At 73.2% G+C, this 20,097-nt stretch carries 18 protein-coding genes; 10 read left to right on the top strand and 8 right to left on the bottom strand.

The window, feature by feature from the left end; genetic code table 11:
• Window positions 1-29 precede the first annotated feature (29 nt).
• Window positions 30-809: a prepilin peptidase gene (locus ACGFIG_RS21075; RefSeq protein WP_393005265.1), complete on the bottom strand. Its 780-nt coding sequence runs from the start codon at window positions 807-809 to the stop codon at window positions 30-32.
• A gap of 9 nt (window positions 810-818) precedes the next feature.
• The gene (locus ACGFIG_RS21070) at window positions 819-1,847 is read right to left on the bottom strand and encodes an EamA family transporter (RefSeq protein ID WP_393005263.1); all 1,029 of its coding nucleotides are present in this window, start codon (window positions 1,845-1,847) and stop codon (window positions 819-821) included.
• 80 nt (window positions 1,848-1,927) lie between these two features.
• Here ACGFIG_RS21070 and ACGFIG_RS21065 point away from each other — a divergent pair, with 80 nt between their 5' ends.
• The 3 genes from ACGFIG_RS21065 (at window position 1,928) to ACGFIG_RS21055 (ending at window position 5,015) form a co-directional block, all read left to right on the top strand.
• A complete protein-coding gene (locus ACGFIG_RS21065; protein WP_393005261.1) occupies window positions 1,928-2,539 on the top strand; it encodes a hypothetical protein in 612 nt (203 codons plus the stop codon).
• Between the two features lie 97 nt (window positions 2,540-2,636).
• Window positions 2,637-3,632: a hypothetical protein gene (locus tag ACGFIG_RS21060; protein ID WP_393005259.1), complete on the top strand. Its 996-nt coding sequence runs from the start codon at window positions 2,637-2,639 to the stop codon at window positions 3,630-3,632.
• A gap of 141 nt (window positions 3,633-3,773) precedes the next feature.
• Window positions 3,774-5,015 (top strand): AAA family ATPase, encoded by a 1,242-nt coding sequence (locus ACGFIG_RS21055; protein WP_393005257.1) that lies wholly within the window; start codon window positions 3,774-3,776, stop codon window positions 5,013-5,015.
• 100 nt (window positions 5,016-5,115) lie between these two features.
• On the opposite strand, the gene ACGFIG_RS21050 is transcribed toward ACGFIG_RS21055, so the two are convergent.
• Window positions 5,116-5,670, bottom strand: a complete 555-nt coding sequence (locus ACGFIG_RS21050; RefSeq protein WP_393005255.1) for a GNAT family N-acetyltransferase — start codon at window positions 5,668-5,670, stop codon at window positions 5,116-5,118.
• 125 nt (window positions 5,671-5,795) lie between these two features.
• On the opposite strand from ACGFIG_RS21050, the gene ACGFIG_RS21045 reads away from it, so the two are divergent.
• A complete protein-coding gene (locus ACGFIG_RS21045; RefSeq protein WP_393005253.1) occupies window positions 5,796-6,341 on the top strand; it encodes a DoxX family protein in 546 nt (181 codons plus the stop codon).
• Window positions 6,342-6,556: 215 nt separating this feature from the next.
• Entirely contained in the window at window positions 6,557-7,999 is a 1,443-nt protein-coding gene (locus ACGFIG_RS21040; protein ID WP_393005251.1) for a glycosyltransferase 87 family protein, read from the top strand.
• Between the two features lie 24 nt (window positions 8,000-8,023).
• On the opposite strand, the gene ACGFIG_RS21035 is transcribed toward ACGFIG_RS21040, so the two are convergent.
• From ACGFIG_RS21035 to moaC, 4 genes are all read right to left on the bottom strand, one after another.
• Entirely contained in the window at window positions 8,024-8,476 is a 453-nt protein-coding gene (locus tag ACGFIG_RS21035) for a molybdenum cofactor biosynthesis protein MoaE (protein WP_393005249.1), read from the bottom strand.
• Window positions 8,473-9,732, bottom strand: coding sequence for a molybdopterin molybdotransferase MoeA (locus ACGFIG_RS21030; protein ID WP_393005247.1), 1,260 nt, complete (start codon window positions 9,730-9,732; stop codon window positions 8,473-8,475). The genes ACGFIG_RS21035 and ACGFIG_RS21030 overlap by 4 nt, the downstream gene beginning before the upstream one ends.
• 102 nt (window positions 9,733-9,834) lie before the next feature.
• A complete protein-coding gene (locus tag ACGFIG_RS21025; protein WP_393005245.1) occupies window positions 9,835-10,305 on the bottom strand; it encodes a molybdenum cofactor biosynthesis protein B in 471 nt (156 codons plus the stop codon).
• On the bottom strand, window positions 10,302-10,793 hold the full coding sequence (gene moaC, locus ACGFIG_RS21020) for a cyclic pyranopterin monophosphate synthase MoaC (protein WP_393005243.1): 492 nt from the start codon (window positions 10,791-10,793) through the stop codon (window positions 10,302-10,304). Before moaC ends, ACGFIG_RS21025 begins: the two co-directional genes overlap by 4 nt.
• Before the next feature lie 786 nt (window positions 10,794-11,579).
• Here moaC and ACGFIG_RS21015 point away from each other — a divergent pair.
• The 5 genes from ACGFIG_RS21015 (at window position 11,580) to ACGFIG_RS20995 (ending at window position 17,301) form a co-directional block, all read left to right on the top strand.
• Complete coding sequence (locus ACGFIG_RS21015) at window positions 11,580-14,084, top strand: putative bifunctional diguanylate cyclase/phosphodiesterase (RefSeq protein ID WP_393005241.1); 2,505 nt, start codon at window positions 11,580-11,582, stop codon at window positions 14,082-14,084.
• 35 nt (window positions 14,085-14,119) lie between these two features.
• A complete protein-coding gene (locus ACGFIG_RS21010) occupies window positions 14,120-15,424 on the top strand; it encodes a glycosyltransferase 87 family protein (RefSeq protein WP_393005239.1) in 1,305 nt (434 codons plus the stop codon).
• A gap of 9 nt (window positions 15,425-15,433) precedes the next feature.
• Window positions 15,434-16,066 (top strand): phosphoribosyltransferase, encoded by a 633-nt coding sequence (locus ACGFIG_RS21005; RefSeq protein WP_393005237.1) that lies wholly within the window; start codon window positions 15,434-15,436, stop codon window positions 16,064-16,066.
• A gap of 22 nt (window positions 16,067-16,088) precedes the next feature.
• The gene (locus ACGFIG_RS21000) at window positions 16,089-16,511 is read left to right on the top strand and encodes a zf-TFIIB domain-containing protein (protein ID WP_393005235.1); all 423 of its coding nucleotides are present in this window, start codon (window positions 16,089-16,091) and stop codon (window positions 16,509-16,511) included.
• Between the two features lie 115 nt (window positions 16,512-16,626).
• Entirely contained in the window at window positions 16,627-17,301 is a 675-nt protein-coding gene (locus ACGFIG_RS20995) for a maleylpyruvate isomerase N-terminal domain-containing protein (protein ID WP_393005233.1), read from the top strand.
• 38 nt (window positions 17,302-17,339) lie between these two features.
• Here ACGFIG_RS20995 and ACGFIG_RS20990 read toward each other — a convergent pair whose 3' ends face one another.
• Window positions 17,340-20,042, bottom strand: a complete 2,703-nt coding sequence (locus ACGFIG_RS20990; protein ID WP_393005231.1) for a replicative DNA helicase — start codon at window positions 20,040-20,042, stop codon at window positions 17,340-17,342.
• Window positions 20,043-20,097 lie beyond the last annotated feature (55 nt).

The following is a 20,097-nucleotide window of genomic DNA, read 5'->3' as shown; positions in this document are numbered from 1 at the left end:
GTCGATGCGGTGTACGCGGTCAGCGCGGCTCAGGCGGTGAGGGCGGCCAGCCAGGCGCCGGTGAGCAGGGCCGGGCCGAGCGGAAGCGGCGTGTCGCGGCGCACCCTTCCTGCGGCCAGCAGGACGAGCACCACCACACCGTGGAGCAGGTGCGGCAGGAGCAGCCCGAGCGCCAGGGTCGGCCCGCCGAGCCAACCGAGCGGCAGGCCGAGGACGGCAGCGAGTTTCACGTCGCCGAAGCCCAGCCGGGAACCGGGCAGCAACGCCAGCAGCACGTGGCAGGCGAAGCAGAGCACGGCCCCGGCCACGGCGCCGAGCAGGTGCCCGGGGTTGCCGGAGGTTGCCGCCACGCCGGTCAGGCCGACGGCGGCGACCAGCCCGGCGGTGCCCACCAGCGGGTCGGGCAGCCGCAGGCAGGCCAGGTCGACCAGGGCGAGCACCTGCCCGACGGCCGCCAGCGCGAGGAGGACCGGCAGGGCGGGGTCGGCCCCCAGGGTCGCGGCGAGCCCGGCGAACACCAGGGCTCCCGCGGACGCGCCCCACGCGGCCTTGACGACGCGTACGACGGACGGCCCGGCCTCCCCGTCTCGCACCACGGCTGGCGCCTTGTCCGCGTCTCGCGCCACGGCTGGCGTGTCCTCCGCGTGCGGAACCGTGCCCGGCACTGTCCCGGTGCCGGCGGCGTGATCTCGGGCCGGATCTCGTTCGCGCGGCGCGGGCGGGGCGGTGAAGTGGCGGGCGGCCCGGGGCGCGGCGAGGCCGCTCAGGGCACCGAGCAGCGCCACGCATGCCAGCAGCCCGGTCGACACGGGCGGACGCTACCGGCGCGACGGCTCCGGCGCGGTACCCCGGGCGGGACGTCGCGGTCTCTCGGTGCTCACCACGAGGGCCACGCCGGCGAGGATGACCGCGCCGCCGAGCACCACCCGCGCGGTGACCGGCTCGGCGACGAACAACGCGCCGAGCGTCACCGCGACCACCGGGTTGACGTACGCGTACGTGGAGGCCAGCGAGATCGGGGCGTTGTGCAGCAGCCAGACGTACGCGGTGAAGGCCACCAGCGAGCCGGCCACCGTCAGGTACGCGAGCGCGAGCCACGACCGGGTGGTCACGGCGCCCAGGTCGAAGCCGCGCAACTCGCCACGGCCCACGGCGAGGACGGCGAGTGCGACCGCCCCGGCGAGCATCTCGTAGACGGTGGCGACGAACGGGTCGGCGGGCATCCGGATGCGCCCGGAGATGAAGGAGCCGATCGACCAGCAGGTGGCCGCGGCGACCACGGTCAGCGCCCCGGTGAGCGGTACGGCGCCCGCCCCTCCGGTCGGCAGCACCAGCAGCACCAGGCCGACGAAGCCCACCGTCACCCCGGCCAGCGTCCACGACCGGGGGCGGTCGCCGGTGACCGTACGCAGCAGCACCACCAGCAGCGGAACGGTGGCCACCAGCAGCGCGGCGATCCCGGAGGGCACCGCGACTCCCGCCGGACCGGACTGGGCGAGCACCACGAGCCCGTTGCCGCAGGCCAGCAGGAGCACCCCGACCAGTGCCGTCGAGGCGAGCTGCCGCCGGTCGACCCGCAGCGCGCCGCGCCCCCGCCGCACCCGCAGCACGATCGCCAGCACCAGGGCGGCGGCGGCGAACCGGGCAGCCGCCGATGTGAGCGGCGGCATGGACTCCACGGCGATCCGGATGCCCAGATAGGTGGAGCCCCAGAGGACATAGACCAGCAGCAACGCGGTCCAGAGCAGTGCCGGCCCGGCGGCAGCCGTACGACCCGCCCCGGCGACCGGTCCGGTTCCGGTCCCGGCCGCGGTCGGCGGCGGTGCGCTCGGTGGAGGTGGGCTCATCGGTGGACACGCTACGGTGACGGGGGCGTCGGCGTCCCTCGTTGGTGGCCGGCCTCTCACCACTCGCACGGGAGGCGTGCATGGCGAACTACGGACCACCGGGTCACGGGGACCCGGACCCGTGGCACGGGCGGCGCCCCGATCAGCCGTACGGCCCGTCGGACGGGTCCTGGCCGGACGCCTGGGGTGACCCGTACGCGGGAGGTCCCGGCCCGCCCCCGCAGCGCCGACGCGGACGGGCGGCCCCGGTCGTCGCGGTGCTCGCCACGGTGGTGCTGCTGGTCCTGGTCGGCGGGGCAGCGGTGCTCTACCTGCTCGACCAGGACGACGAGACGCCCGTCGCCACGCCGACCGGATCCGCGCCCGTGGCGAAGGCCGACCCGTCGGACGCGCCGGCCAGCGCGACGGCCCCCGCACCGATCACGCCCGCCCCCGACTCCTCGGCCGACCCGCGCTTCGTCAAGGCCGGCCAGTGCGTCCGTAACGACGGCCCGGCCGGTGGCAAGCCCAAGCTGCTGATCAGCGACTGCGCCCCGCAGACGTACGAGGTGCTGCGCCGGATCGACGGCGCGACCAGCGGCGAGAAGGACGCGGCGGCGAAGTGCGCCAAGGTTGACGGCTACACCAACTGGTACTTCTTCGACAGCGAGCTGGACACCCTCGACTTCGTGCTCTGCCTGAAGCAGCGCTAGGCCAGCGCGCTGCGCCGCAGCGCTGAGCCGCAGCGTCCCCTGAGCGACCAACCCCTGAACCACCGCGCCCCTGGGCGACCGCACCCCTGAGGAAGAGATGACGACCTACGGATCACCCGCGCAGCCGGACGACCCCTACCAGCGCCAGCCCGGCACTCCGGGCGGCCCGCCCCCCATCGACCCGACGCTGCCCGAGTGGGGCCAGCCGCCGGTTGCCGGCCAGTGGGGCCAGCAGTCCGGGGGCGAACCGCAGTGGGGTCAGCCGCCGTCCCGTGGTGAAGCGCCGGCCGCCCCGCAGTGGGGCCAGCCGGACCCGATGTGGAACCAGTCCCCGCCGCCGCCGGCCCAGGATCCGGGCTACCCGCCGCCGAGTTCCGGAGCCGGCTACCCGCCGCCCACGTCGGGGGCCGGCTATCCGCCGCCGACCTCCGGGGCCGGCTACCCGCCGCCGCCCACGTCCGGGGCCGGCTATCCGCCGCCGCCGACCTCCGGAGCCGGGGCCGGGTATCCGCCGGCCGGGGTCCACGGAAGCTACCCGCCGGCCGGGCCGGGGCCCGCGCCGACGCCCGGCGGCCAGTGGGGTGCCCCGCCGCCGCCGTTGCCGGGCGGGTACGGGATGCCCCCGGCCGCCCCGCCGGCCAAAGGCGGCGGCGGCAAGATCGCGCTGGTCATCGGCCTGGTGGTGGTGCTCCTGCTCTGCCCGTGCCTCGGCCTCGCCGGCTGGGCGTTCTGGCAGTCCGACGACGACGAGGACCCGATCGCGACCCCGACGATGAGTGCTCCCGCCAAGCCGACGGTCGAGCCGACCACCGAGCCGACGGACGAGCCCACCCCGGCACCCACCTCCGCCCGTCCGAGCCCCACCAGGGCCGAGTTCGCCAAGGGCGACTGCGTGGTCAACGACGGTACGGCCAGCGACGCCGAGCTGCGGAAGGTGCCCTGTGGCCCCAACACGTACGAGGTGCTGCTGCGGATCCCCGGTACGGCGAACGGCAACCTCTGCAAGACCCGGGCTCCGGAGGCGACCGCGAACTACACGCACAACAACTCGCTGGACTTCCTCGACTACGTGCTCTGCCTGAAGAAGCGCTGATTGCCGAAACTAGGGCTGTCTAGCATCCACGCTAGACAGCCCTAGTTTTGCGTCGAGACTCCTCCCGAGGGCCCGACACGCCGGTTGCCCCCTCTACGCATGTCTAGTCCCGCAGCTAGACGGCCCGATACTGTGCGATGCGTGGATCCGGTCCGCAACCCGTACGCGCCGGGCGCCGGCCAGCGTCCCCCCGAACTCGCCGGGCGGGGGCGCGAGCTGGACGTCTTCGACGTCGTGCTGGAGCGCATCGCCCGGGGCCGGCCCGAACGCAGCCTGATGCTCACCGGCCTGCGCGGGGTCGGCAAGACCGTGCTGCTCAACACCCTCCGCTCCCAGGCGATCAACCACCTCTGGGGCAGCGGAAAGATCGAGGCGCGGCCGGACCAGTCGCTGCGTCGCCCGATCGCCGCCGCGCTGCACATGGCCGTCCGTGAGCTGGCACCCCGGCACCGCGCGCCCGACCGGATCGACGCCTTCCTCGGCGTACTCAAGGCGTTCGCCCAGCGGACCGCGCCGACCGGTCGCGGCAACGCCGCCCCGAAGCTGCGCGACCGGTGGCAGCCCGGCATCGACGTGCCCGCCGCCAGCGGCCGCGCCGACTCCGGCGACATCGAGATCGACCTGGTCGAGCTGCTCACCGACGCCGCGGCGGTGGCCGCCGACGTCGGCACCGGCATCGCGGTCTTCATCGACGAGATGCAGGACCTCGGCCCGGAGGACGTCTCCGCGCTCTGCGCCGCCTGCCACGAGCTGTCCCAGCTCGGCGCGCCGCTGATCGTGGTCGGCGCCGGGCTGCCGCACCTGCCGGCCGTGCTCAGCGCGGCCAAGTCGTACTCCGAGCGGCTCTTCCGTTACCAGCGCATCGACCGGCTCGACCGGATCGCCGCCGACCAGGCGCTCTGCGCGCCGGCCGAGCGCGAGGAGGTCGAGTACGAGCAGAAGGCGCTCGACCTGCTCTACGAGAAGTCCGGCGGCTATCCCTACTTCGTCCAGGCGTACGGGAAGGCGACCTGGGACCACGCGCCCCGCTCGCCGATCACCGCCGCCGACGTACGGGTCGCCGCGCCCGAGGCCGAGGCCGAGCTGGCGGTGGGCTTCTTCGGCTCCCGCTTCGAACGGGCCACCCCCGCCGAGCGCGAATACATGCGGGCCATGGCCACCCTGTCCCTGGTGGAGGGCGAGACCGACGGCGGGGGCCGCGACGACATGGACGCCGCCGTACCGACGGCGGAGATCGCCCGGTCCCTGGGGCGCAAGCCGGCCAGCCTCTCCCCGGCCCGGGACGCGCTGATCAAGAAGGGCCTGATCTACTCCGGGGAACGCGGCACGGTCGCCTTCACCGTCCCCCACTTCGGCCGCTACCTGCGTACCCAACCGGCCTGACCGGCCACCACGGGCCGCGACGGGCGCACACCCGATGAGCGCGGCGCGGGACGGCCGGGTCCGGCGCGGCGCGGGCTTCGCGCGTGGGATCAGGCCGGCGTCAGACCTTGGACCAGGGCGGTGGGAAGATCACCTCACCGCGCGGCGGTGGCCCCTCGCCGCTCGTGGACGGCGGCAGCACCAGCGCCTGCCACGGGTCGCCCAGGCCCGACCAGGGACTGCTCAGGCCCAACCGGTCGGCCCGCCCGAAGCCGAACCGGTGGTAGTAGGCCGGGTCACCCAGCACCACCACCAGCCGTTCGCCCAGCTCGGTGGCCGCCTCGACGGCGGCCTGCACCACCGCCGCGCCCAGCCCGATCCGCCGCCGGTGCGGCGCGACCGCCACCGGGCCGAGCGCCAGGGCCGGCGCGGTGTGGTCGTCGGACTTCACCCGCACCCTGGAGAGCAGGGCGTAACCGACGACCTCGCCGCCGTACTCGGCGACCATCGCCAGCTCCGGCAGCCAGGCGTCGCTGCCGCGCAACTCCTCGACCAGCCCGACCTCGGGCGGCGTGGCCACGTCGGGGCGGGCGAACGCGGCGGCCAGCACCCGCCGGACCGCGCCGATGTCGGCCGGGTCCTCGGGTCGCAGCCGCAGCGTCGTCACGCGGGGCACGTTACCCCTCACTGGCGGTCCATCAGCGACGGTCGCTCGGATCGGCGTGGCGTGGCGTGCACCGCCGCCGATCCGGATCGGCGGTTGCGGGGGTAGCCGGGCCGGCGACGGGGTATGACTGACCCATGAAACCCGTACGTTCCCTCGCCCGCGCCATGCTGAGCGGCATCTTCGTGGTCAGCGGGTTCACGAATCTCCGCAACCCCGGGCAGCTCGTCCCGGCCGCGAAGCCCGTGACGGACCGGGTGACGCCGCTGTTGGAGAAGGCCGACCCCCGCATCCCGACCGACACCGAGACGCTGATCCGCATCAACGCGGCGGTGCAGGTGGGCGCCGGGCTGATGCTCGCCACCGGTCGGTTCGCCCGGCCTGCGGCGCTCGTCCTCGCCGGCACGCTGGTCCCGGTGACCCTCGCCGGGCATCCCTTCTGGAACAACGACGACCCGGCGGCGCGGCGCGCCAACCAGGTCCACTTCCTGAAGAACCTCGGCCTCTTCGGCGGGCTGCTGCTCGCCGCCGCGGACACCGGCGGCAGGCCGGGACTGCGCTGGCGGACCGGACACCGGATCGGCCACTCCCGACGTTCCGTGCAGCGAGCCGTCCGTACCGCCCGCAGGGAGGCCCGGATCGCCGTACGATCAGCAGCGACGGCCCGACGACTGCCCGGCTGACCTGCGTCGATACCTTCCCCCGGCCGACCCCTCACGCGTCAACACCGCGAATCACCTGAACCACCCGACAGGCGTTAACGCGGTGGAAATGTCAAAAACTTGTGTGGGATCGGACACGGTCGCATAACGCGGGAGGCATTAACGTGAGGCGCCGTTCTAGGCTCCGTGCAGGACCTGGACGGGTAGGACGACCTTGGTACGGGGGTGGCCACGCCATGCCGGCGACCGTCGGAAGACGGGTGGACCGCCTCGCCCCAGTCCGTCGCGTAACGCGTGGGATCGATCGTAGGACAGTCGTACGGGCTGGCATCGTGGCCGCCGTCGCCTATGCCGCATGGCTCGCCATCGGTGCCTTCGGGCGGCCGTACAACTTCTTCGACATGAAGATCTACCACGGCGCGGTGGTGTGGTGGGCGAGCGGTCACGAGCTCTACGAGTTCATCGCACCCGGCACCACCCTGGGCTTCACCTACCCGCCGTTCGGCGGCCTGGTGATGCTGCCGATGGCGCACCTGCCGGTCGAGCTGGCCGGGATGGTCAACGCCCTCGCGAGCATCGCCGCCCTGGCCATCGTGCTGGCCGGGCTGCTCCGCCCGATCGTCGACCGGCTCGGCTGGCCCCTGTGGTTCACCGTGGGGATCGCGACGCCGCTGGCGGTCGCCGTCGAGCCGGCCCGGGAGACCCTCGGCTACGGCCAGGTGAACCTGCTCCTCTTCGCGCTGATCATGGCCGACCTGATCGGCCTCCGCTGGCGGTCCCGCCGGGGCACCCACATCGCGCCCAGCGACGGCCTGCTGCTGCGCTTCGTCTACAGCGGCGCCTGGGCCGGCGTCGGCATCGGCCTGGCCACCGCGGTCAAGCTCACCCCGGCGCTGTTCATCGCCTACCTGGTCATCACCCGACAGTGGCGGGCCGCGACCACCGCGATCGGCACCGCGATCGCCGTGACGGTCGGTTCCTTCGCGGTCGTCGGCACGGAGTCCCGGGCCTACTTCGGCGGCGTACTCTGGCAGACCGAGCGGGTCGGGGCCGCCGACATGACTCCCAACCAGTCGTTGGCGGGGCTGCTGGCCCGGCTGTACGACTCGATCGAGACGCCCGGCCTGCTCTGGCTGGCGTTCTCGGTGCTGATGCTGGCGCTCGGCCTCTCCCGGGCCGTCAACGCCCGCGCCGACGGCGACGAGCTGACCGCGTTCACGCTGGTCGGTCTCACCGCCAACGTGATCAGCCCGATCTCCTGGACGCACCACCTGGTCTGGGTGATCCCCGCGATCATCGTGCTGGCCGACGCGGCCGTACGCCGTCGCGACGCCAGCCGCGGGCCGGCGCTGCGAACCGGCCAGGGCGGGTACGGCGGACCGCCGGGGGTGACCGGGCTGCGCTCGCCGATCTGGTACCCGACGTTGACCGGGCTCCGGCACGGCGGCGCCGCGATCGGGCTCTACCTGCTCTTCCTGATCTCCCCGATCTGGCCGTACGAGCACCAGCTCCCCGAGGTGTCGCACTACCAGGACGGCCTCTTCGGCGCCCTGATGGAGAACTCGCTGGCGCTGGCCCTGATCCTGCTGGTCGCCGCGCTGCCGTGGCGCCCCGGCGCCGAGCCGGCCTTCTACGCCGACCGGTTCGGCCGCCAGGCCATGACGGGCGTCCGCCGCTGACGGGGTGGAGCCGAGCCGCCCCGCTCAGGGGCAGTTCACCCACTCCTCGGTGCCGTCGGCGAAGACCTGCCGCTTCCAGATCGGCAGCCGCGCCTTGGCCTCGTCGACCAGCCGCGCGCAGGCCGCGAACGCGGCGGCCCGGTGGGCGGTGCTGACGGCCGCCACCAGGGCCACGTCGCCGATGGCGAGGGGACCGACCCGGTGCGACACCGCGACCGCGTACACGTCCGGATCGGCGGCGATCTCGGCCGCGACCTCGCGCAGGATCCGCCCGGCGCTCGGGTGGCCCTCGTACTCCAGGCTGGTCACCGCGCGACCGTGGTCGTGGTCGCGGACCACCCCCTGGAACGAGACCACCGCGCCGGCCCGGCGGTCCGCGACCGCCGCCTCGTGCGCGGCGAGGTCGAGCGGGCGGTCGGTGACCTCGCCGAACGTCCTCGGGCGACGGTCCGCCGCGTCGGTGGTCGGCGCGGTCACCACGCACGCTCCCCCGGCAGCAGCGGCAGCGGTACGACCGGCACCCGGTCGCCGGGCTCGCCGGAGCTGCCGGGTCGGATGACGGCGAACCCGTCGGCGCCGGCCAGCCCGCGCAGCATCGCGGAGCCGACGTGCCGGACGGGGTGCGCGGTGCCGGCGACCCGGTCCACCCGTACCAGCGCCAGATGGGTGTACGCGCCCCGCCCGCGTACCGGCTCGGCGAGCGTGGCGTGCGGCAGCACCGGCATCGAACGGCCCGTCAGGCCGGCCAGCAGCGGGGCGACCAGCGAGACCAGGGCGACGATGGCGGACTGCGGGTTGCCGGGCAGCCCGGCGACGAACCGGACCCGGCCGTCGGGGTCGGCCAGCCGCGCCAGCAGCATCGGAAACCCGGGGCGCACCGCCACCGTGTTGACCACGTAGTCGGCACCGAGCGCCTCCAGCGTCGGATGCAGGTGGTCGACCGGTCCGTGCATCGTGCCGCCGGTGGTGCACACCAGGTCGGCGGTGCCCAGCGCGGCGCGCAGCGCCGCCACGTGCGCGGGGAGGGTGTCCGCCACCGGTCCCACCACGTCCGAGGGGCGCACCAGGCAGCCGTAGCGGCGCAACCAGGCCGGCACCGCCGGCCCGAGCGCGTCGCGTACCCGGCCGGCGCCGGGCGGGCCGGCGGTCAGCAGCTCGTCGCCGAAGACCAGCAGCGCGGCGCGGGGCTGCCGTCGCACCAGCAGACGGTCGTGCCCGCAGGAGGCGGCCAGGCCGATCAGCGCCGGATCCACCGGGGTGCCGGCGGGGACGAGTTCCTCCCCGGCGTACGCCTCCTCGCCCGGCTCGCGCCACTCCGGCGCCGGGCGCGGCGTGCCGTCGACCAGCCCTTCCGGCGTACGGCGGGACTCCTCCACCCGCAGCACGGCCGTGGTGCCCTCCGGCACCATCGCGCCAGTGGCGATCTCGACGGTCGTCCCGTCGTCGGTCAGCGGGGCGGGGGTGCCGCCCGCCAGCACCCGCCCGACCGGCCGCCACGGCCCGGCGCCCCGCACCGCCCAGCCGTCGACGCTGGAGGTGGGGAAGGCGGGCAGGTCCGTACGGGTGGTCAGCGGCTCGGCGAGGGTGTGTCCGTCGATCTCGGCGAGCGGCCGGCTGACGGCGGTGAGCGCGGCGGCCAGACCGACGGCGTACACCCGGGACCGGGCCTCCTCCCAGCCGGCGGGCGGGGGCGCGCTGACCGGCTCGGCGGCCGGTGCGGTTTCCGTGCTCACCGGCCGAGCCTAACGGTGCGGTACGCCGGTCGCGCCGTCAGCGGCCCCGCGCCCACCGGTCGGTCCGCCCGCACCCACCGGTCGGTCCGCCCGCGTCCGTCGTCAGTGGTCGCCGCCGCGGAGCTGGTCGACGGCGTGGGCGAGGATCGGCGCGAGCACGGCGAGGCCGTCCCTGGCTCCGCCGGTCGAACCGGGCAGGTTGACCACCAGCATCCGGCCGACCACGCCGGCGAGCCCCCGGGAGAGCGCGGCGGCGGGCACCTTGTCGCGGCTGTGCGCCCGGATCGCCTCGGCGATGCCGGGGACCTCGTGGTCGAGCAGCGCCCGGGTCACCTCGGGCGTACGGTCCGACGGGTTGATCCCCGTGCCGCCGCTGGTCAGCACGACGTCGATCCCGTCGGCCAGGGCGGCGCGCAGCGCCTCGCCCACGGGCTCGCCGTCGGGCACCACCACCGGCCCGTCCACCTCGCAGCCGAGATCGCGCAGGCCGGCGACGAGCAGGGGGCCGCTGGTGTCCGCGTACACCCCGGCGGCGGCCCGGTTGGACGCCACCACCACGCGCGCCCGGATCACGGCCGCTCCTCCGGCCGGACCCACAGGCCGGTCTTGCCGCCCTCCTTGCGCAGCACCCGGACCGCGTCGACGCTGGCCGCCGGGTCGACCGCCTTGACCATGTCGACCAGCGCCAGCCCGGCGACGGCCACCGCCGTCAGCGCCTCCATCTCCACGCCGGTGCGGTCCGCCGTCCGCGCGGTGGCGGTGATCTCGACGGTGTCGTCGGTGAGCGCCAGGTCGACCGTGACGCCGTGCAGGGCGATGGGGTGGCAGAGCGGGATCAGGTCGGGGGTGCGCTTCGCGCCCATGATGCCGGCGAGGCGGCCGACCGCCAGCGCGTCGCCCTTGGGCAGCCCGTCGCGGCGCAGCAGCTCGACGACCTCGGACGTGGTGCGGAGCCGGCCGGCGGCGACGGCCAGGCGGCCGGTGACCGCCTTCGCGGAGACGTCGACCATGCGGGCCGCGCCCGCCGGATCGACGTGGGTGAGCTGCGCGGGATCGGTCACGGTCGCGAGCCTATCTTTCCGGTACGCCACGCTGTCGTGAATTGGACGCAAGTAGGAACGCGTTTCGGCCCGCCACCCCACGAACCGTTTCCATCCCGCTTCCGGGTGTGACGCGATAGCGGTCCCCGTGGGGCGGTGGACCGGGATGCCGTGCCGCAACGGTGTGCCGGCATAGGCTCTCCGCCGCCCCGGAAAGCGATCATCGCCATCGAGGGGAATTGGCCGGCGACCGGCCGGCCGGAGCGACAGGGAGCAAGGTACGGAGTGCATCTTGCCGCGTCATTTCCGTGACGTCGCCGGGTTCGCCCGCGCGTCGTCGGCGCTCACGGAACCGGTTGGCGGATCGCGCGTACCGGCGCGGAAGCGGTGGACCCGGCCACTCGGCGGGCCCGGGTCGCGCCCCACGGCCCCGGTGCCGAAGCTGTCGGCCGTGCAAACTGCACCGTCGTGTCCGATACCCACGCGGCCATCGACGGTTCATTATCTAGCGTTAACGGAAGACGACAGAAACACAGCACTGAGTTCCCACGCAGAAGCAGAAAGTCACGTCACGGGGCACGGTTCTCATCCATTGCCCATAGTCACATATATCCCTCCATAATTGCCCGAACCGCACTTAGGCTGTCGGCGGCGCGGAACACCGCCGCGCAAGGGCCAACGCGAAACCGGGGAGGGTAGCGATGTCGGCACACGAGTGGAACTGAGCATTGTGGCTGGCGCGTGACCGCGGGTAATCTTGGCCTGCTTAGCAAGGGAGAGCAGTCGGGCGCGGTGACACGACCGGACGTGGGCAAGACAGAGGCCGAGCGGCGGCTGACGCTGCACGTCGGCCTCGTCTGCGTTGTGGCGGCCTTCGCGGCCGCCCTGTGTCTCCGCGAGTTGACCAAGCTCGACTGGTCCCGCAACCACCTCACACTCTCGGTCACTCTGATCTGTCTCGCCCTCCTCGCGATGACGATCAAGTGGCGGATCCGGATCCGTGCGACGGTGCACGCGATCTCCTGGAGCGAGACGGCGATCATCCTGAGCCTGGCGGTCGCACCGACCCCGCTGGTGATCCTGGCCACCGGCATCGGCGTGGCGATCGCCCAGTACCTCGCCAAGCTCCCGCCGTTGAAGGCCGCCTTCGGAGTGGCCAAGACCATGCTGCTCGCGGTGGGCGGCGGGGCGGCCCTGCACGCGGCCGGCGCGTCTCCACCGGTCGACGACCTCTGGCCGGCCCTCGGCCCGCTCGCGCTCGCCTACGCCGTCACGGTGGTCCTCGACGAACTGCTGACCCTCCCGGTCATCGCACTCGCCACCGGCACCCGGCTCCGGCGACTCTTCCGCGACGACCTCGGACTGCGGCTGACGAGCGCGCTGGCGCGTTTCGTCCTCATCGTCACCACGCTGTTCATCCTCCACGCGGACGCCCGGCTCCTGCTGGCGGTGCCGCCCCTCGTACTCAGCCTCCACCTGCTCTACTCCAACCGCGTCAAGGCCCGCACCGAACAGCAGGCGTGGCAGCGCCTGGCCCGCACCACCGACGCGCTCAACGTGGTCGACCTGGACAAGGTCCTCACCACCGCGGTCACCCAGGCCGCCGAACTCTTCTCCGCCGACGAGGTGGAGATCGAACTGCGCGACGGCGGCCGGACCGTGCGCGGTGGCGCGGTCGCCATCACCCACGACGGGCCGGCCGGCGAGCCGACCTCCGTCGACGGCACCGTGATCCCCGCCGCGCTCGAAGGGCACGACCGCACCGTCGACGTGGGCGTACTGCGACTGCGCTTCCGCGGGCCCGTGCAGCTCTCCGAGCGGGAGGAGTACACGCTGCGCACCTTCGCCTCGGCGCTCTGCACCGCCGTACGCAACGCGCAGGCGTACGCCGAACTCGCCCGGGTCGCCGACGAACACGCGTACGCCGCCACCCACGACGCCCTGACCGGGCTGGCCAACCGCCGGCACCTGCTCGACCAGGGCAGCGAACACCTCAACACCCGGCACGCCGACGGAGTGACCGCGCTGGTCCTGATCGACCTCAACCACTTCAAGGAGGTCAACGACACGCTCGGGCACGCCGCCGGGGACCAGGTCCTGATACAGGTCGCCGAGCGGCTACGCGACGCCGCCCAGGACGGCGACCTGGTGGCCCGGCTCGGCGGCGACGAGTTCGCCGTACTCCTGCGGGGTCTGCCGGCCCCGGCGGTGGCCGCGCACCGCGCGGAGAGCCTGCTCGCCGCGCTGCACGAGCCCTTCGACCTGGACGGCATGCGGATCAGCGTCGAGGCGAGCGGCGGAATCGCCGCCGCACCCGCCACCGGAGGCATGCCCGAACTGCTGCGCCGCGCCGACGTGGCGATGTACCAGGCCAAACGGGCCGGCCAGCGCATCTCGACGTACGCCCCGACCCGGGACACCGCCGACCTCGGCCGGCTCACCCTCGGCGGCGAACTGCCACGCGCCGTCGCCGACCACGAGTTCACCGTCAACTTCCAGCCCATCGTCGACCTCGGCAGCGGCCGGGTCACCGGCGCGGAGGCCCTCGCCCGCTGGCACCACCCCACCCACGGGATGATCGACCCGCTGCGCTTCCTGGAGGCCGTCGAACGCTCGGGCCTGCTCCCCGCCTTCGCCGAGGCGATCCTCGACCAGGCCCTGATCGCGGCGGGCAACTGGCGCGACGCCGGCTTCGACGTACCCGTCGCGGTCAACGTGTCGCCGCGCAGCCTCCTCGACGCCCGGTTCCCCGGCTCCGTGCTGGCCCGGCTACGCGCCCACGACCTGCCCCCCGACCGGCTGGTGCTGGAGCTGACCGAGACCCTCACCCTCAGCCAGCTCGACGTCGTCGACCGGGTGCTCAGCCGCCTGCGCGACGAGGGGGTACGGCTCGCCCTCGACGACTTCGGCACCGGCTACTCCTCCCTGTCGCTGCTCTCCCGCATCCCCGTGCACGAGCTGAAGATCGACCGCAGCTTCGTGACCGCCATGGAGAGCTCCGCCGAGGCCGCCGCCGTCATCCGCTCCACCCTCGACCTGGGTCGCAGCCTCGGGCTCGACGTGGTCGCCGAGGGCGTGGAGAGCGAACCCCAGCGCCGTGCCCTCTGGGAACTGGGCTGCACCGCCGGCCAGGGGCACCTCTTCGCCCGGCCCGTACCCGCCGGCACGCTCCTCGCGACCTTCCGGCGCGGCTCCGGAGGCAGCCCCGGCACACTCGCGCCCCCGCTGCACGACGCGGGAGCCGTCATCCGGCTCGCCCCGGGCCGCCGCCAAGTCGGACGCGGGCGCAACGACCGCCACCTGCCCGCCTGACACGGCGACGCGCGCCTGCTGCCAGACTGGCCGGCGTGACCGCCGCCCCGACCGCCCGCCGCCGCGGCTGGCAACGCCTCGACTCCGCCGCCGGCGGCCTCGCCCTCGACCTCACCCTCTACGCCGCCTCCGCGACCTTCGCCGCGGTCACCGCGGCCACGTCCACCCTGGTCCCGCACCGCGCCTGGGGCACCGTGGCCGCCGTCGGATACCTCCTCGCGGCCCTCGCCGCGACAGGTCAGCTCCTGCTCCGGCGGCGCGCCCCCGGATCGCCGCTGACCGGGCTGCGGGCACGCTGGGCGGTCACCGGCTTCGCCTGGACCACCACCGCCCTGCTGCCCCTGGCCTGGCAGAGCATCCAACGCTCCGGCGGACGCACCGACCGGGCGCAGGAGGAGGTGCTCGTCGTCGAGGAGTCCGGCCGGCGGCTGGTCGACACCGGCACCCCCTACCTCGGGCACGACGCGATCGCCGCCCTGCCGCCCGGCGAACAACTGCTCGGCTACACCCCGTACCAGCCGGGAATGGCCCTGTTCGGGCTGCCCCGCGCCGCCGTCGACACCTGGCTGACCGACGCCCGCGTCTGGTTCGCCGTCGGCACCGCGCTGGCCCTCACCCTGGCGGTCCGCGTCCTCACCCGCCGCGCCGACCGGCCCACCGACCACCGCACCGGCGCCGCCGTGCTGCGCGGCGTACAGGCCGCCACCGTCCTCCCGGTCTGCGCCCTCACCCTGGCCACCGGCGGCGACGACCTGCCCGTACTCGCGCTCTGCCTGCTCGCCCTCGCCCTCGCCGCCACCGACCGGCCGGGTCGGGCCGGCCTCGCGGTCGGCCTGGCCGGGGCGCTGAAGCTCTTCGCGTGGCCGGTCGCCCTCGTACTGATCATCTGGGGTCTGACCCGGCGGGCCGGCCTGCGGGTCGCCGCCGGCGCAATCGGCCTGCCCGCCGCCGCGCTGCTGCCGGCCCTGCTCGTCGACCGCGACGCGCTGGTCGAGAACGTGCTCCGCTTCCCGCTCGGGCACGGCCTGGTCACCAGCCCCGCACAGTCGCCGTTCCCCGGCCACCTGATCGCCACCACCCTGCCCGCCGGCCGCGCCGTCGCCGCCGCGCTGCTCCTCGCCGCCGGGCTGGCTATCGCCGTCCGGCTCGCCCGCCGACCGCCCCGCACCGCCGTCACCACCGCCCTGATCTGCGGGTACGGTCTGCTCGCCGCGATCCTGCTGATGCCCTCGACCCGCTTCGGCTACCTGCTCTACCCACTCGCCCTCCTGGCCTGGGCCCCCGCCCTGCGTCACCCCGGTTCCGGCAACTGGCGGGCGGAGGCCGGCGACACGGCGTAGACCTGAGGCATGACCACCTACCGCGACCGCGAAGAGGCGGGCCGGATCCTCGCCGAACGGCTCACCGCGCTCATCGGTGAACCCGACGTCATCGTGCTCGGGCTGGTACGCGGCGGTGTGCCCGTGGCCCGAGTGGTCGCCGAACGTCTCGGCGCACCTCTGGACGTGCTGGTCGTCCGCAAACTCGGCATGCCGGCAGCGCCCGAGGTGGCCTTCGGCGCGCTCGGCCCCGACGGCGTGCGGGTCCTCAACGACGTCGTGGCCAGCCGGCTCACGGAGGGCGACGTCGCCGAGGTCGTCCACCGCGAGCAGACCGAACTGGAGCGACGCGAGCGGCTCTACCGCGCCGGCCGGCCGCCGCTCGACCTGACCGGGCGCATCGCCCTGATCGTCGACGACGGACTGGCCACCGGGGCCAGCGCCCGCGCCGCCATCCAGGTCGCCCGCCACCTCGGCGCCCGCCGGGTCGTGGTCGCCGTCCCGGTCGGCTCGCAGGAGGCGTACGAGATGCTGGCCGCCGAGGCCGACCAGGTCGTCTGCGCCCAGCATCCGCCCGAGTTCATGGCGGTGAGCGCCTACTACGAGGACTTCCACGAGGTGTCGGACTCCGAAGTCGCGGAAGCGCTGACAGCGACCGCATGACCGGACCGGGTACGGTCGGAGGATGAGCCTGACCTGTCCCAAGTGCCACGGAGAAATGCGCCAGTACGAGCGCAGCGGCGTCGTCATCGACCAGTGCGGCGAGTGCCGGGGAATCTTCCTCGACCGCGGCGAGCTGGAGAAGCTGTTCGAGGCGGAGGCCAACTGGAACCGCCAGCAGGCCCCGGCGGCCCCGGCGCAGCCCGCCCAGCAGCACGGTGGCCACCCCGGCCAGCCGAGCCACCAGCAGGGCGGTTACGCGCCTCCGCCGCCCCCGCCGCCGCCCGCCCCCGCCCCGCACCAGCCGGGCTACGGCGCCGTCCCGCCGCCGCCCCCGCCCGCGCACGGCTACCCGCCGGCCCCCGCCTACGGCCAGCAGCACTACGGCTACCACGGGCACTACAAGCGCAAGAAGCACAAGAGCTTCCTGGACGAGATGTTCGGCTGAGCCACTCCCGTCGACCGGGCCGGCGCCTCGACCGGCCCGGTCACCCGTGGTCGCACACCACCCGCCGCCACCGTTCGCCGTGCCGACCGGCGGTGGCCGTGCGACGCTGCCCTCCATGACGCCGCACAGGCTGCACCACCCGCTGGCGCAGGCGTACGACGGGATCACCCGGGTCGTCGCGGACCTCGACGACGCCGACCTGCAACGGCCCACCCGGTGCCGGGGCTGGCTCGTCGCGGACCTGCTGTTCCACGTGCTCTGCGACGCCCAGCGGGCGCTGGTCGCGCTGGCCAGTCCCACCGACGGCCCGCCCGACGTGGACGACGTGAGCTACTGGCGCGGGTTCCCGCCCGACGGGGACGACGCGCGGCACGCCTGGTGTGCCCGCCGCTCCGCCGCCGCCTTCGACCGCCCCCACGGGATCGTCCGGCTCTGGGCCGACACCGCCCCCGCCGCCGTACGCGCCGCGAGCGTGGCCGATCCCGACGGCCACGTCACCACGCAGGGGCACGTGCTGCGGGTGCCGGACCTGCTCGCCACTCTCACCACCGAGGCCGTCGTGCACCACCTGGACCTGGTCCTCGACCTGCCGGGAGCACCCCTGCCCGGAGCGCTCGCGACCGGCGTCGCCGTGACCACCATGGACGGTCTGCTGAGTGACGACGCCGTACGACCGGCCGCGTGGAGCGACGCGGAGTACCTGCTCAAGGCCACCGGACGAATGCCGCTCACCGACCGCGACCAGCTCGAACTCGGCGAGGTCGCCGGCTGGTTCCCGCTGCTGGGCTGACCCGTTCCCGCGCTGCTGGCCGACCGGCGCGACCGGCCTCAGACGATGGCCATGTCCACGAAGCGCGACAGGTGGAGCTGCGCGGCCACCGTCACCGTGTCGGTCGGACCATTTCTGTGCTTGGCGACAATGAAATCCGCTTCCCCGGCCCGCGGCGACTCCTTGTCGTAGTAGTCGTCGCGGTGCAGCAGGATGACAACGTCGGCATCCTGCTCGATCGAGTTATGGGTGGCAATGCCGTTGGCGATGAAATTGTGAGCTCCCAGGACGGTGGCGTCGAAGACGTCGTGCTCGCCCAGGGAGTCGATCGACACGATCTCGTCCCAGAAGATGTCGTTGGTAGCGTGCAGATCCAGATCAGCAGCGTCTAGAACCGAAGCGATCTTCGCAAGCCTGGATCGACTAGGTGCATGCTTCCATAGGGCACTGCCACAGAACTGAGAATCGATCGCCGTCGCGAACTCGCGGTGGGTCATCCCGTTCTCCGCCAGGATCTCCCGAACTCGGCTCCACACCTCGCGCGGGACCGTGTCGACGTTGGTGTTGCTTTGCATCGCCGCAAGGGATGCGAGCAGGTCGGCGCAGTTGCGTGCCCTGTCCCCGTGTACGCCGATCTCCCGGAGGAACCGCAACTGGTCATCCCGTCCGGAGACGTCAAGGGTGTACTGGGGTCGATGACGCTCGACAGGTACCACCCTGAGACGAGCGCTGATGCCGTACCTCAGCAGCAGACGGGATACGTCCTCAAGCATCCGGCGGCTTGTTGACGAGAAGTACACGCGACCACCGCGACCGGACTTGTTCACGTTCACCGAGCCGTCCGTTGCCCACAGGTGCCGGAGGAAAAGAGTGACCTGCTCCTTCGGCATGCCGAAGACCGACGCCGGGATGAACTTCTCGTGTGACCGAAGGCCGAACAGGCCCAGACCGTCCAACCATTCGGCGATCGGATTGCGACGGCCGCGAGCGAGACGGTAGGGCGCGGGCAACCGGAGGGTCGTAACTCTGGCCGCCTCGTACTCGTCACGGATGGCCGTAATGCCGAAGTGCTTGGCTGCCTCCGCCACAGCTTGAAGGTTCTGCTCGTCGCGACTGGCATATCGAATCGGCTGGCGGCGTACGAATGAGCCGTCGCCCAGGAGGTGTGCCAGCAGGACGACCTCGGCCTCCGGCCACGGCCGGATTGCGAGTGGAGGTGGTATGTGTCGGGGGGTGGCGAGACGCGCCCCGGGCGCCAACTCCCCGAGCGGCCTCCATCCAGCAAGGGTGAGGAAGGGATGGTTCGACGTGGCGTCGATCTGCTTACCCGACGCCATTGTCATGCGAAACACTTCCCGTTTGCCGCTCGGGAAGACGTGCGTCATCGTTCGCGGGGTGTAGCGAAGACTTTCGTCCAGCGCCCACACCGGGACGTCCTTGGCTCCGCTGGCAAGTAGCTCGCCGAGGGTGACCTCGGAGTTGTCGTCGGCCCGGATCAATCGGGTCTCTGCCGTCAGGCAGCCAGATTCACGCAGATCCGACAACTGCGGTCGCTTGTCGGTACGCTGCTCCGGGCCACGGTTCAGCTGACTCACCGCGATCACCGGACACTCGACCTCCTTGGCGAGCAGCTTCAGGCCACGGGACAGGTCCGCGACCTCCTGCTGCCGACTCTCGGTGCGCTTCGGGGAGGTCATCAGCTGGAGATAGTCGACCACGATCAGCTTGAGGTCGTGGCGCTGCTTGAGCCGGCGCGCCTTGGCCCGGATCTCCATCAGGTTCATGCTCGGCGTGTCGTCGACGAAGAGCGGGGCCTCGCTGATCTCTCCCATGCAGCGGGCGAGCTTGGTCCAGTCGTCGTCGGAGAGCTGGCCGCTACGCAGGACGTGCAGCGGCACCCGCGCCTCGGCCGACAGCAGCCGCATGACGATCTCGACCTTGCTCATTTCCAGCGAGAAGATCGCCGATGCCTGATTAGCCCGAATTGCAGCATTCCGCGCGAAATCCATACTTGCGGTCGATTTGCCCAAGCCAGGGCGTCCGGCGACGATCACAAGTTGCCCGGCGTGCAGGCCGTTGAGCAGGCGGTCCAGGTCGGTGAAGCCGGTGGGTACGCCGGTCATCACGCCGCCCTGGGCGCCCACGGCCTCGATCTCGTCCAGGGTCGGCTGGAGCATGTCGGCGAGCACGGCGAAGTCCTCGCTGACGCGCCGCTCCGTGACGTCGTAGACCGCCTGCTGGGCGAGGTCCACGATGTCGTCGACGTCGCGGCTGCCGCCCTGCCCCGTGCCGTAGCCGAGTTGCACGATCTTCGTGCCCGCCTCGACCAGACGCCGCAGGACCGCCCGCTCGCTGACGATGCGGGCGTAGTACGCCGCGTTCGCGGCGGTCGGCACGCTCGCGATCAGCGTGTGCAGGTAGGGGGCGCCGCCGATGCGGACGAGGTCACCGGAGTCGGCCAGGGCCGCCGCCACGGTGATGGAGTCGGCCGGCTCGCCCCGACCGTAGATCTCCAGGATGGTGTCGAAGATGGTGGCGTGCACCGGCCGGTAGAAGTCGTTGGTCTTGAGGATCTCGACGACGTCGGCGATGGCGTCCTTGGACAGCAGCATGCCGCCGAGGACGCACTGCTCGGCGGCGACGTCCTGCGGTGGGGTCTTGTCGAACTGGCCGTCGCGCTGCGGCGGCGGGGACGCCTGCCCCCCGCCCGATCGCGAGTCCGCCCGCATGTCGTCGGTGACCGACACGGGTTCCCCCTCCACAGCGTCGGATCCGGATTGAGCCCTACCACCAGGTACGACAACCTCGACCTGCCGG

It is taken from the genome of Micromonospora sp. NPDC049048, assembly GCF_043197615.1.
GTDB lineage: Bacteria > Actinomycetota > Actinomycetes > Mycobacteriales > Micromonosporaceae > Micromonospora.
Note: the sequence above shows the minus strand (reverse complement) of the source record. Positions and strands in the feature narration are given on the sequence as shown.